Genomic DNA, 12,981 nt, shown 5'->3' on the forward strand with positions numbered 1-12,981 from the left:
ATATGTTACCTACGGTCAATAATAATATAGTTATTGCACTTGACGCTATGGGGGGCGATTTTGCGCCTCTTTCCGTAATTCAGGGTGCTGTTTTTTTTTTAGACAACCTTGTTGACCCAGGCATTAAAGTTTTTTTTCATATTTATGGAGATAAGGAAGAAGTATCTCCTTTGCTTTTGAAATATAAAAAAGTAAGTAACAATTCTGAATTTACTCATTGTTCTGACAATGTCCTTGCAAATGATAAGCCATCTTTTGCACTGAGGCATCGTAAAGACTCAAGTATGAAAGCTGCCATTGAGGCAGTAAAAAAAGGTAAAGCTTTCGGAGTGGTGTCTTCAGGCAACACCGGAGCATTGATGGCAATTTCCAGATTTATTTTAGGAACATTACCAAACATTTATCGTCCTGCTATTGCCTCTATCTGTCCAACTAAGACAAAAAGCTTCGCTTTGCTTGACCTTGGTGCAAATGTTGATTGTAATGCCGACTCATTATTTCAATTTGCGTTAATGGGTAGTATATTTGCAAAAATAGCATTAAAAATTGACAATCCTGAAGTTGCTTTGCTAAATATCGGCACAGAAGAAGTTAAAGGTAATGACTCAGTGCGCGGCGCTTTTGAGTTGCTTAAAAACGCTCCAGGCATTAATTTCAAAGGGTATATAGAGGCAAGTGAATTTTTAGAGGGTAATATAGATGTGATTGTTGCTGATGGTTTTGTTGGCAATGTAATGCTCAAAACGGCTGAGGCAACCGCTAGTACCTTTATCAATCTAATAAAGCAGGAAGTATTCAATTCGTGGATAGCGAAAATGCTTGTTGGTATATTGTTAAAATCCAAACTAAATAAAGCTTTAACGCGTTTTAATCCCAAAATTAGAAGTGGAGCTATGTTTTTAGGGCTGAATGGTATCATCATTAAAAGTCATGGAAATTCTGATGCTATTTCTTTTGCCCATGCCATAAAATTTGCAGTAAATGCAATTAGTGAAAATTTAAATCAAAAGATAATTAACGGGGTAAGTCATATTGAATAAAAGTTTCATATTAAGCACTGGATCTTACCTACCAAGAAAAATGTTGAGTAACAACGAAATTGCATCGATAGTTGAGACGAGCGATGAATGGATAAGGCAGAGAACAGGAATAGTTCAAAGGCATATAGCAGATGAAGGAGAACTAACGTCAGATCTAGCTGTGAATGCAGCAAAAAGTGCTATAGAAAAAGCTAAAATTTCAGTAGATGAAATTGACTTGATTATAGTTGCTACAACAACTCCTGATAAAACTTTTCCTAGCTGTGCAACGATTGTACAAAGTAAGTTAAAATGTAAAAACGCATTTGCTTTTGATGTACAAGCAGCATGCTCTGGTTTTATATATGCAGTTACAGTTGCTGATTCGCTCATAAAATCTAACAATAGAATTAAATATGCATTGGTTATAGGTGCTGAAATAATGTCTAGGATTGTTGATTGGGAAGATAGGTCAACTTGTGTACTCTTTGGTGATGGTGCTGGTGCAGTGGTGATGAAATCAGAAATGGGTAGAAGCGGCATCATATCAACAAACTTACACTCTGATGGCAATGTGGACATATTATGTACGAACGGAGGGACATCCTCTACTGGTGATTCTGGAAAAATATGCATGAATGGAAGAGAAGTGTTTAAACATGCAGTGGATAAGTTAGCAGCCTTAATAGAGGAAACTCTGAAATGCAATAATTTGAAAATTACTGATATTGACTGGCTAATTCCCCATCAAGCAAACATTCGTATTATTGAAGCAGTAGTAAAGAAGTTAGATTTTCCTATAGAGAAAGTGATTAATACCGTTGATAAGCATGCAAACACCTCAGCGGCATCAATTCCACTGGCCTTAGACTATGCAATACAAGAATCAAAAATAAAATCAGGAAATCTGGTACTGCTGATTTCAATAGGTGCAGGCCTGACCTGGGGTTCCGTGTTGCTGCACTATTAGACTTCCTGCATTACCTCCTGTCATCCCAGTAGCCCCTTCGGTGTCATTCCAGTCTGGAATCCAGTTCTTATTGTACATTCACCTGGTGTAAAGTTAAGTTTCCTGGATCCCAGTGTCAGCTACTCGGATGACAAAAAAAGGAGCACTGGGATGACGATTGTCGTTTAGCCACAAACATTAAGAAATTTACTAAGCAGAAAAAAAGACAAAGAATCCCCGAGTTAGCTAGTCTTTTACTATCTCTGTCGAGTATTGGCATTTTTTGATGTCTTGTAACGCTTTATAAGCGCGTTCAGCTTATTTAGATAAAAATCTAGATGTAGATGAAGTTTTGTAAAGACATACAGTATCTATATACTGCAAAAAATTGAACATAAGACGCCGATACATTAAGTAACCCTTACCTTTTAATCTGCAGATTGGCGAAAGCAAATACAATAGCTTCACTATCATGATAAGGGCGCTGGCGAAGGATGTCAAGCAAGTTTTTCTTTCCCGTGAATTCCCTTTGAGGTTGAATATTGAAAATTAACCGGAGAGTTGTGGATTACTTTGTATATGTCATAACAAGCCATGGCGCTCTCAGCAAAACCATTTAGTATTAATTTTAGTTTGCCTGAATAAATAGCTATATCTCCGATTGCATATATCCTATCTCTACTGGTTTTAAGTGTAGCTGGGTCGACAACTATGCGGCTATGTTCTAACTGTATACCCCAATTGTTTATTGGACCAAGATTCATTGACAATCCAAAAAATGGCAGCAAAAAATCAGCGGATATTTCTTTTTCTTCCTTAGAGGCAATGTTTTTTACTATCACTGCGCTCAACTGCCCATTACCTCCTGCTAGTTCGTGTAATTGATATGGCACTACCAGTTCTATTTTTCCATCAATTTCAAGTGATTCTAATTTATTTCTAGTTTCAGGAGTGCAGCGAAATTCCTTTCTCCTATGTATCACATAAATTTTCTTCGCAACTTTAGAAAGTTCTACAGTCCAATCAGCGGCAGAATCACCCCCCCCTGCAATGACTATAGTTTTATCCTGAAAATCAGAAATTTTATTTACACTGTAAAATACAGATTTATTTTCATATTCTAATATACCACTTAAGGGTGGACGGTTAGGTTCAAACATTCCATTACCTGCAGCAATGATAACGGCTTTGCATTTTACCTCTGTACCTATGTTCGTTATGATAGTAAAGTTTTCACCTTCGTTATTTGAAATCTTTTCTACTTTTTGACTTAAATGGTAAATAGGCTTAAATGGCGAAGCTTGCTCCATTAGCTGCTCAATTAATTTTTGGGCAGTAATTACAGGATAACCAGGTATATCGTATATTGGCTTTTCTGGGTAAAGAGCTGTGCATTGTCCTCCTGCTTGATCCAAAACATCTATTATATGACATCTCATATCAAGCATTCCCGCTTGAAAAGCAGTGAATATTCCAACAGGTCCTGCACCTATTATTACTATATCGGTTTTCATATTCAGATGGTGATCTATTTATAGATATTAGCTTTCTTTGCTAACAAGGTCAATTTACAAAGGGATGTATTTTTAAAAGATGTGGCTAGATTAGACAGGATTTCCAGCGTTATGAACCACATAGTCCAAATAAGCTCTAAAAATCAGCTAGCATAGCGAGATGCTGTGCGGACGGAATGGGATTCGAACCCATGGTACGCTCATCACGTACGTCAGTTTTCAAGACTGGTGCCTTAAACCGCTCGGCCATCCGTCCATTTCTTTTCTATCACAACATTTGATTTTAAGCAATCTATAAAAGCTTTACTTGCCCACGCAAAAGTTGCTAAACACACTACTCAATATTTCCTCAACATCAATAATTCCAATCACCGCACCAAGTTCAAATGCAGCAAGCCTCAAATCTTCAGATATCAACTCAATTGGATTATCGATATTAAAACGTTGTAAATGTTCCAGTGCTTTCTTCATGTGATTCCTATGTCTTTGCCGAGTGATTACAGGAGTGTCTCTATCATGCCCAAATTTTTCCTCTGCCTTCTCTTTTATGAGAGAGATCAATTTGTTTGTACCTATTCCCTTTAAAATAGAAATAGGTAGAAAATCTATGCCATTAATTTTTATATTGTGATTATTGATAACATCGTCAGCTTTGCTCAATACATAAATAGTATCGCTATTTACAACGTTGCAATTGATATTATGACGCTGTTCAAAAGGAAATAGTTCTATTCTTAAATCAGCTTCAAAAGACCTCTTTTTCGCTCGACTTATACCTTCTGATTCTATTGGATCTGAACTCTCACGAATTCCAGCAGTATCAGAGAGAATGATTGGGTATCCGCCAATGTCAATATGAGCTTCAAGTATATCTCTTGTTGTGCCTGCATATTCAGAAACAATAGCAATATCACGCTTGGCTAAGAAATTAAACAGAGTTGATTTACCGACATTTGGTTCACCAGTTATTACAATATGTAAACCCTCACGCAACCTTTCGCCCCGTCTATTATCATTTAAATGCTCTTGTATCAATCGCACGAGAGATTGCACTTCATTATTAATTTTTTCCAACTCACTTTTTTCTGCCCAAATGTCCTCTGGAAAGTCTATATATGCTTCGATTTTGGATTGTATCGTTATCAATCTTTGCCTCCAATTGCTGTATAGTCTCTCCAATTCTCCTGATATCTGCTTAATCGCTTGTTTAGCTTGCATTTTCGTCTCAGCGTCAATTAAGTCTGCAATTCCTTCTATTTGAGTTAAGTCAAATTTACCATTTAGAAAAGCCCTAAGTGAGAATTCTCCAGGCCTGGCCATAACGAAAATTTTTGATAATTCCTCCAAGATGATTTTTATGACTGCCTTACTTCCATGCACTTGTAACTCTATAACATTCTCGCCAGTGAAACTGTTTGGAGCAGGGAAATAGATGATTATTCCATTATCTATCAATTGATTGAAATCATCATATAGATCAACTAAAGTAGCAAATCTTGGTTTAATTTCTTTCTTAATATGAAAATGATTTAAAGCTTTAAGCGCATAGTTGCCTGAAATTCTGATTACTGCAACTCCTGACTTACCAAATACGGTCGACAAAGCGAAAATAGTTTCATTTGTGTTTGTCATTATTTATATAAACTACTTAGCAATATTACACTTAAGAAACCAAAATACCTAAAAAGTCACCCAGGTGAAAATATTTATTTTGAAAACTGATAATATGATTTATAATGACTGACACAAGTTTTAAATATTTTATGCTCAAGAAATTAGCTTGGTACTGGTCTTTTGTAGAGTTAATTAAAGGGTTTGTTATTACATTAAAATATATGTTTAAGCCAAAGGTTACTTTGAGGTATCCTATGGAGAAGGGCCCTTTAAGTCCAAGGTTTCGTGGTGAGCATGCGTTGCGTAGGTATCCAAACGGTGAAGAACGATGCATAGCTTGTAAATTATGCGAAGTCATCTGCCCTGCTCAAGCAATAGTTATTGAAGCAGAGGAAAGAGAAGACGGTAGTCGCCGCACTACGCGCTATGATATTGATATGACAAAATGCATATACTGCGGACTTTGCCAAGAGGCATGTCCAGTTGATGCAATTGTGGAGGGTCCTAACTTTGAATTTGCTACTGAAACGAGAGAGGAGCTAATGTACAATAGAGAAAAGTTATTGCGTAATGGTGAAATTTGGGAAGACGCAATTGCACTCAGGTTAAAAAAGAATAGACCTTATTATTAATGTTCAGAGCTTATAACCCTGTTATCCATTATGATTTAGGGGCAGTGCCCACTAGGGGTGGTGTCATCCAAGTAGCTGATACACAACTGTACGAACATTTGTTTGCGAGGGCAGTATGTTAAATGTTATGGCCTGTTTTGCCTCAAACACAAAAGTGTCATCCCAGTGCTTGACACTGGGGTCCAGGTATAAAAATATTTGCAAATTGTGCAATGGACAACAGATTTTAGGAGCATACGTTAAACTAATTTCCATTATAAAAATAAGATGGATCCCAGTGTCAAGCACTGGGATGACAAAGAGAGGGTTAGACAAAAGGGTCGATAAATGATTAGGATTACTTTTTCAGCCGAACAAAAAGTAAAAGAATACAGTAGTAAAGTTACTGGCTTTGATATATTACAACCGGATGTTTTGAAAGAAGCAATTGCCTTTAAGGTAAATGGTGAGTTGCATGATCTCTCACGTGAAATTGAAGCTGATGCAGAGATAGAGGTGATACAACTGAGTGACGAAGTGGGTTTAGATATAATAAGGCATGATGCTGCTCATATAATGGCGCAGGCAGTGAAAGAGCTATTTCCTAATACTCAGATTACTATCGGCCCAACAATTCAGGACGGTTTTTACTATGATTTTGCTACAGATCGTACCTTCACTACGGACGATCTTACCGCAATAGAAAAGAAAATGAAAGAGATTGTAAAAAGTAACCACAGATTTGTTCGAGAAGTTTGGACTCGCAAGCAGTCAGTTGATTTCTTTAGTGGTATAGGCGAAAAATATAAGGTTGATATTATCTCATCCATACCAGAGGGTGAAAACCTAACTGTTTATAGGCAAGGTGATTTTGTTGACCTATGCCGTGGTCCGCACTCACCATCAACCGGTAGAGTTAAAGCGTTTAAACTTATGAAAGTAGCGGGTGCATACTGGCGAGGTGATGCAAAGGGCCCAATGTTGCAGCGAATATATGGCACAGCATGGAGAAATAAGGATGAATTAAACGCTTATCTTGAGTGTCTCAAAGAAGCAGAGAAACGTGATCACCGCAAAATTGCCAAGGATATGGATTTATTTCACATCCAAGAGGAAGCTGTCGGGCAGGTTTTTTGGCATGAACAAGGATATATTTTATATAATGTTCTTGAGTCTTACATCAGAAAGAAGCTAATAAATAATGGCTATTTTGAGGTAAAAACTCCTATTTTAGTAAGCAAAGAGCTGTGGGAAAAATCTGGACATTGGGATAAGTTTCGTGAAAATATGTTTATTGTTGATGAATCTGAAAGCAAAAAGCTAGCAATAAAACCCATGAATTGCCCCTGTCATGTGCAGATTTTTAATTCTCACACCAGAAGCTATCGTGATTTACCGATACGTATGGCAGAATTTGGTACGTGTCATAGGAATGAAAGCTCAGGCTCATTGCACGGACTGATGCGAGTGCGTGGTTTTACGCAAGACGATGCACACATTTTTTGTATGGAAGAACAAGTGAATTCTGAAACTATAAAGTTTTGTGACCTTTTAAAAGAAGTATATTCAGAGCTTGGATTTAATGAAATTTCTGTGAAATTTTCAGACCGTCCAGATATTAGAGCAGGTAATGATGAAGTGTGGGATAGAGCTGAAAAAGCGCTGCTTGAAGCCGTTAAAGAAGCGGGCTTGAGTTATGAACTGAGCCCTGGTGAAGGTGCATTTTATGGTCCAAAGCTAGAGTTTGTTTTGAAAGATGCAATAGGCAGAAGCTGGCAATGTGGAACATTGCAAGTTGATTTCATTTTACCAGAACGTCTGGGAGCTTTTTATATAGGGGCAGATGGGCACAAGCATCACCCTGTCATGTTACATAGGGCAATTCTTGGGACTTTTGAGCGTTTTATCGGAATTTTGATAGAAAATTATGCAGGAAAATTTCCAGTTTGGCTTGCTCCAACGCAACTTGCTATTCTGACCATTACAAATGAAGCTGACGGTTACGCCACAGAAATTAGCAATATTTTAAAAGAACAAGGTGTGAGAGTCAAGACTGATTTGACCAATGAAAAAATTAGTTATAAGATACGTTTGCATAGTTCAAACAAGGTTCCTATATTGTGGATTGTAGGCAAAAATGAAGTTACAAGTAAAACTGTGTCAGTGAGAAATTTAGGATCGGAAAGACAGGAGTCTTTTTCTTTGGAGAAGGCTATTGAATTGTTGTTAAAAAGTATTAATTTGAATTAAGGGGGTTAAAGTTTGCAAGTTAAAAAGAACAATAAAAACAGAATTAATGGATTCATCACAGCTAAGGAGGTACGCTTAGTTGATCACAGTGGTGAAATGATCGGAATCGTGCTAATAGAACGAGCTTTGGGGCTTGCACAGGGTGTTGGTTTAGACTTGGTAGAAATTGCACCTGATTCAACCCCTCCAGTATGTAAAATTCTGGATTATAGCAAGCAAAAGTATGATATAAAAAAGAAAGCAAGTGAAGCAAAAAAGAAACAAAAAACATTAACTATAAAAGAAATTAAACTGGGTCCCAATATTGGTGATCACGATTACGGAACAAAATTGCGTCAAGCAAGAGACTTACTTGCCCACGGACATAAAATTAAAGTCACAATGAGATTTAGAGGGAGAGAGCTTATAAACACTGAAGTTGGACTGGAAAAATTAGAACGGCTAATTCGAGACACTGAAGATATCGCAAAGGTAGAATTGGCACCTAAAAGAGAAGGGAATCAATATTTTTTAGCTCTGGTTGCTAAGTAGCAAAACGGCTTAAGAAGTATAAGTAAAGTTAAATTATCGCTCTCTCTTTGATAACATGGCGAAAATGTCTTATTAATCCTTGAATCGGCCAAGCTGCAGCATCGCCAAGCGCGCAAATTGTATGTCCTTCTATTTGAGTTGTAAGGTCAAGCAGCTTATCTATTTCATCAGGCTTAATATCTCCTGCCACCATCCTCTTCATAATCCTCCACATCCATCCAGTACCTTCACGGCATGGTGTGCATTGTCCACAGGACTCGTGCATATAAAAGTGTGATAACCTCTCTATTGCAGCTATTATATCAGTTGATTTATTCATCACTATTACAGCAGCAGTACCAAGCCCTGATTGTGCAGTTCTTAATGAATCAAAATCCATTTCAATAGTATCACATATAGATTTTGGAATTAATGGCACTGAAGACCCACCAGGTATTACAGCAAGTAAATTATCCCAACCTCCTCGCACTCCACCTGCGTATTTTTCAATTAATTCACGTAATGGAATTCCGAGCTCTTCTTCAACATTACACGGGTTGTTTACGTGCCCTGAAATACAAAAGACCTTGGTACCAGTATTATTTGGTTTACCAAGAGATGCAAACCATTCTCCTCCGCGATTCAGAATATCTGGAACCATGGCTATAGTTTCAACGTTGTTTATTGTGGTTGGGCAGCCAAAAAGTCCAACACCTGCGGGAAATGGAGGCTTCATGCGAGGAAAGCCCTTTTTTCCTTCAATTGATTCGAGTTGAGCTGTTTCTTCCCCACATATGTAAGCTCCTGCGCCCCTATGGATAAACACATCAAGATCATAACCTGATTTGCAGGCATTTTTTCCAATTAAACCTTCTTTATAGGCTTCCTCAAGTGCTTTTTTTAGAACTAAATATTCATTATAAAATTCACCCCTGATATAAATATATGCAACTGATGCGCTGATCGCTTTGCCGGCCAGGAGAATTCCCTCAAGTAACTTATGTGGCTCATATCGCAATATATCTCTATCTTTACATGTACCAGGTTCTGACTCATCTGCATTGACTACTAAATATGCTTTTGGGAGATTTTTGGGCATAAAGCTCCACTTAAGGCCGGTGGAAAATCCTGCACCCCCTCGACCTCTCAAACCAGATTTCTTTACTTCATCAATGATCTTTTCTGATCCTAAATCCAGTAATTCCTTTGTTTTTTGCCAGCTACCACGTTTTTTTGCACCCTCAAGTAGTGGAGTTCCTTTACCATTTAGGTTGGTGAATATTTTGTCTTGTTCTTTTAGCATGTTTTTCAAAATTTGTGAGTGATCCCGACGCGATTCGAACGCGTGACCCACTGATTAAAAGTCAGTTGCTCTACCGGCTGAGCTACGGGATCATTTCATTTTTCAGCTATACTAAACATCAATACAGTTTTTATCCGTTTTAATCAAACTAAAATTTTCATGTGTGGTTAAATAAATTATATAATATACTGCGTTAGTGATAATTTAGTTAAAAAATTTTTAAAGGAAAACTTCTTGTTAATTTTCAGTTCACAGATTTATTTGGATGGTGTGACGTATAACGCTAAGGAGACAAAAAAATAGAGAAGTGTGTACACCCTGCAGAATTTGTACACTATTTAGCAATAGCCTAATAGATAAATATTTCTTGCATTTCAGCCTGAGTGATTTATGCTTTAAGCAAGAATTACCTGGGGGTATAGCTCAGCTGGTAGAGCATCTGTTTTGCACGCAGAAGGTCAGCGGTTCGATCCCGCTTGCCTCCACCAGTCTATACAGCTCTAGCCGCCACAAAACCTGTCAAAACAGCTTATTTTAATCTATGAGTGTTTTATACTAGTTTCCTAAAAATCCATATTTCTTTTCGTCACTTCTCTCTACACAAGTAATGTTTGTTATTATAATTCTAATATATACCAACTTAACAATAAATTAATCAATAAATGTTAGAATAGCTATAATTAAATTTATTAGGTAATACTCATGAGTGGAAAAAAGCATGTTTTTAAGATGATACCTGGAAAAGAGGTGTTTAGAAAAACCCCGACTACAAGGATAAAGTGGCCTGAAGGTAATGATCCTACAATGCCTATTAAAAAAGTTGAGCTTGTATCGCTGGATGATAAAAACGATGTAGTACTAGGCTTATTGCCTATAAAACTTTGCAGCAGTTCTTGCCTAGACAGTTACATATGTCTGGAGGAAGAAAATGAAGGAAATCTGGTAGCCAAAGATTATAAAAGTGATTCTAACTTAGATTATGTAAAGAGTAACCATACATTTGTATATTACGGTAATGAGTTGGCTAAGTTATCATATACAAGAGAGCTTGTGCAGCCTTTCAAAACTATGTGTAGCAGTTCTATTAAATCAAAAAAATTGGAATACAAATATGTAACATGGGAAGATTCAGATACTGGCAACAATAAATATTATTTTTCAGACGAGGCAGGAAATATAATCGATTCACCTGACAATAAGGTATTACAAGACATTATGTTATACTACGGTGAGAGACATATAAGAGATGTGCTACTGTTGCTATCAAACGCGTTTACTAAAGTTTTTATTCAGGGCCTAACAGACGACCAACTAAAAACTCTTACCAATACTCTTAGTAACGAGCAACTGCAAAAAATAATTCCTGAACTGAGCTCAAGCCAACTACAGACCTTAGCAAAGAACTTAACAGATGAACAACTCCAAGCTTTAGTGGATCATCTAACCAATCACCAATTACAAACTCTTGCTCAGGAACTAAATCCAGAAAAGTTACAAATAATTGTTCCTATTTTAAATGATGCTCAGCTTGAAGCTCTAGTTAGAGACTTAAATCCAGAGCAAGTAAAAGAAATTTTACCTCACTTAAAAGTGGATCAGTTCAAAGCACTTATTAAAACTTTAAATGACGAGCAATTTACAGTGCTTGCAAAAGACTTGGCTGAGCACCACTTGACAATACTCTCCAAAGAATTAGAAGGTGATCAGTTGAAAGCTTTAGTAAATAGTCTGCAAGAAGAACAACTGAAAGACTTAGTTAATAAGCTTGATCCTGAGAAACTCGAAGCAATTGCTCAGGATTTAACTGATTCTAATAAGATTCAGATTATCATTAAGTCTTTAGTTGACAACCCAGACAAACTTCAAGCTTTTGCTCGCAATATGTCTAATGAGCAGTTTAAAGAACTTTTGGATAACGTAGGCGCAGAAGAGCTTAAAGACATCATTCACAAACTGCCTTATGAGAAAGTGACAGCTGTGATCGGTGATCTCAGCAATCAAGATCAGTCTAAAGCTATTATTGATGCATTAAAAGGGAAACTTGACGAGCAGAGTAAACAGAACAAGGAAATGATTGAGATGCTCAAGCAAATCAAGGACGATATGCCAGGCATTGCAGAAGCTCCAGATTTTACAATAGTAGAAAACAATAACGATTCAATGCTACTTGTATGGTAGCAATTTATGAAAATCAATTTTTTTATAGGAGGTAACTTATTATGAGTAAAAACAATGTAGAATTATATTTTGGTGACGAGCCTTCAGACCAAAGTAAATTACTAAAACTTGAGAGCCCGGTTTTTACAAAACCAGATTTTGTAAAACCAAGTATAGATTCAGTAAAAATTCAGAATAAAGAAAAAGGTGCTAAGGAGTTAGATTTTGATATAAATCAGCCACTGGAAAAAATACCTATAGCGGAAACGAAGCAAACAGCCGCAGCTATAACATACCTTAAAAAGGTTTATGATGGCTTGATAGACAGTATTAATGAGTATAACACAAGTTTAAGCAGTAACATTACAACTGGCATAGTGGAGCCACTGTCAACAACTATATCAAATATAGGGAACAATACAACTGAAATAAAAAGTCAACTTCAAACTCTTCGAGATGAGCTTCAGGAATTTCGTGATGATCAGCCAGGCATTGCAGAAGCTTCCATATTCCCTCATGCTACTGGCGAAGAGAACGGGTTGCTTTAATAAAAAAGGTAATAGCTTGCTAGTTGTTACTCTTTCCGCATACCACTTCAATGTAGCTGAATTGATTTTAAAATTATAATTTTTTATAGGAGTTAGCATGAATAATAGTAAACAAGAAAGCAAAGACGAACTTAAAGTAATAAGCAAAATAGAAGTTAACACCAAACCTAAAGGTTATGATGAAACAGTTGCGCGAAATCCAGCGCAGCTTGGTTATGTCCACAAAGCTTTAGATAAATTAATCGCAGAGCTGAACACGAAATTCGTTCCTGAATTGGATGATGTATTGCATAACAATAGCAACTCTATCAGTCAATTAAATGACATGCTAACAGAAGAAAGGAGTAAGCTTGACGAGCTAATTACAAAGGTTGGTAATGAAAATAGTGGTTTAGTACAGAGCCTGAATAACTTACAGACAAAAGTAGAGGAATTAGAAAACAATACCATTAATGAACCAGATTGGGGTTAAACTGGAAAGAGTAATAGTCTCTAGGCTGTGACTC

General features: G+C 36.8%; 12 protein-coding genes and 3 tRNA genes. 10 read left to right on the forward strand and 5 right to left on the reverse strand.

Going from position 1 to position 12,981, the window contains the following annotated elements; translation table 11 throughout:
- Positions 1-2 precede the first annotated feature (2 nt).
- Together plsX and ACEL90_RS00970 are read left to right on the forward strand one after the other, a co-directional pair.
- Positions 3-1,040 carry a phosphate acyltransferase PlsX gene (gene plsX / locus ACEL90_RS00965; RefSeq protein WP_182321032.1) on the forward strand — a complete coding sequence of 346 codons (1,038 nt, stop codon included), beginning with the start codon at positions 3-5 and terminating at the stop codon, positions 1,038-1,040.
- The gene (locus ACEL90_RS00970) at positions 1,033-1,989 is read left to right on the forward strand and encodes a beta-ketoacyl-ACP synthase III (RefSeq protein WP_423349028.1); all 957 of its coding nucleotides are present in this window, start codon (positions 1,033-1,035) and stop codon (positions 1,987-1,989) included. Before plsX ends, ACEL90_RS00970 begins: the two co-directional genes overlap by 8 nt.
- Before the next feature lie 476 nt (positions 1,990-2,465).
- Here ACEL90_RS00970 and ACEL90_RS00975 read toward each other — a convergent pair whose 3' ends face one another.
- The 3 genes from ACEL90_RS00975 to mnmE all read right to left on the reverse strand — a co-directional run bounded on the left by ACEL90_RS00975 (position 2,466) and on the right by mnmE (position 5,114).
- Complete coding sequence (locus ACEL90_RS00975; protein ID WP_423349029.1) at positions 2,466-3,482, reverse strand: NAD(P)/FAD-dependent oxidoreductase; 1,017 nt, start codon at positions 3,480-3,482, stop codon at positions 2,466-2,468.
- A 168-nt stretch (positions 3,483-3,650) separates the two neighbouring features.
- Positions 3,651-3,738 (reverse strand) — tRNA-Ser (locus ACEL90_RS00980).
- A 47-nt stretch (positions 3,739-3,785) separates the two neighbouring features.
- Positions 3,786-5,114 (reverse strand): tRNA uridine-5-carboxymethylaminomethyl(34) synthesis GTPase MnmE, encoded by a 1,329-nt coding sequence (mnmE, locus tag ACEL90_RS00985; RefSeq protein WP_423349030.1) that lies wholly within the window; start codon positions 5,112-5,114, stop codon positions 3,786-3,788.
- A 131-nt stretch (positions 5,115-5,245) separates the two neighbouring features.
- On the opposite strand from mnmE, the gene nuoI reads away from it, so the two are divergent.
- The 4 genes from nuoI to infC all read left to right on the forward strand — a co-directional run bounded on the left by nuoI (position 5,246) and on the right by infC (position 8,488).
- Entirely contained in the window at positions 5,246-5,728 is a 483-nt protein-coding gene (gene nuoI / locus ACEL90_RS00990; RefSeq protein WP_423349272.1) for an NADH-quinone oxidoreductase subunit NuoI, read from the forward strand.
- A gap of 115 nt (positions 5,729-5,843) precedes the next feature.
- Positions 5,844-6,059 (forward strand): hypothetical protein, encoded by a 216-nt coding sequence (locus ACEL90_RS00995; RefSeq protein ID WP_423349031.1) that lies wholly within the window; start codon positions 5,844-5,846, stop codon positions 6,057-6,059.
- Positions 6,056-7,957, forward strand: coding sequence for a threonine--tRNA ligase (gene thrS, locus ACEL90_RS01000; protein ID WP_423349032.1), 1,902 nt, complete (start codon positions 6,056-6,058; stop codon positions 7,955-7,957). The genes ACEL90_RS00995 and thrS overlap by 4 nt, the downstream gene beginning before the upstream one ends.
- Before the next feature lie 12 nt (positions 7,958-7,969).
- Positions 7,970-8,488: a translation initiation factor IF-3 gene (infC, locus tag ACEL90_RS01005; RefSeq protein ID WP_423349033.1), complete on the forward strand. Its 519-nt coding sequence runs from the start codon at positions 7,970-7,972 to the stop codon at positions 8,486-8,488.
- 28 nt (positions 8,489-8,516) lie between these two features.
- Here infC and nuoF read toward each other — a convergent pair whose 3' ends face one another.
- Together nuoF and ACEL90_RS01015 are read right to left on the reverse strand one after the other, a co-directional pair.
- Positions 8,517-9,770 (reverse strand): NADH-quinone oxidoreductase subunit NuoF, encoded by a 1,254-nt coding sequence (nuoF, locus tag ACEL90_RS01010; protein WP_010962959.1) that lies wholly within the window; start codon positions 9,768-9,770, stop codon positions 8,517-8,519.
- Positions 9,771-9,789: 19 nt separating this feature from the next.
- Positions 9,790-9,862 (reverse strand) — tRNA-Lys (locus tag ACEL90_RS01015).
- Between the two features lie 320 nt (positions 9,863-10,182).
- On the opposite strand from ACEL90_RS01015, the gene ACEL90_RS01020 reads away from it, so the two are divergent.
- The 4 genes from ACEL90_RS01020 (at position 10,183) to ACEL90_RS01035 (ending at position 12,947) form a co-directional block, all read left to right on the forward strand.
- Positions 10,183-10,258 (forward strand) — tRNA-Ala (locus ACEL90_RS01020).
- Positions 10,259-10,472: 214 nt separating this feature from the next.
- The gene (locus tag ACEL90_RS01025) at positions 10,473-11,948 is read left to right on the forward strand and encodes a magnesium transporter MgtE N-terminal domain-containing protein (RefSeq protein WP_341817510.1); all 1,476 of its coding nucleotides are present in this window, start codon (positions 10,473-10,475) and stop codon (positions 11,946-11,948) included.
- Positions 11,949-11,989: 41 nt separating this feature from the next.
- Positions 11,990-12,475: a hypothetical protein gene (locus tag ACEL90_RS01030; RefSeq protein WP_423349034.1), complete on the forward strand. Its 486-nt coding sequence runs from the start codon at positions 11,990-11,992 to the stop codon at positions 12,473-12,475.
- A 97-nt stretch (positions 12,476-12,572) separates the two neighbouring features.
- Positions 12,573-12,947 (forward strand): hypothetical protein, encoded by a 375-nt coding sequence (locus ACEL90_RS01035; protein WP_423349035.1) that lies wholly within the window; start codon positions 12,573-12,575, stop codon positions 12,945-12,947.
- The last annotated feature ends 34 nt before the right edge of the window (positions 12,948-12,981 follow it).

It is taken from the genome of Wolbachia sp. wLmal (genome assembly GCF_049435495.1).
Taxonomy (GTDB): domain Bacteria; phylum Pseudomonadota; class Alphaproteobacteria; order Rickettsiales; family Anaplasmataceae; genus Wolbachia; species Wolbachia pipientis.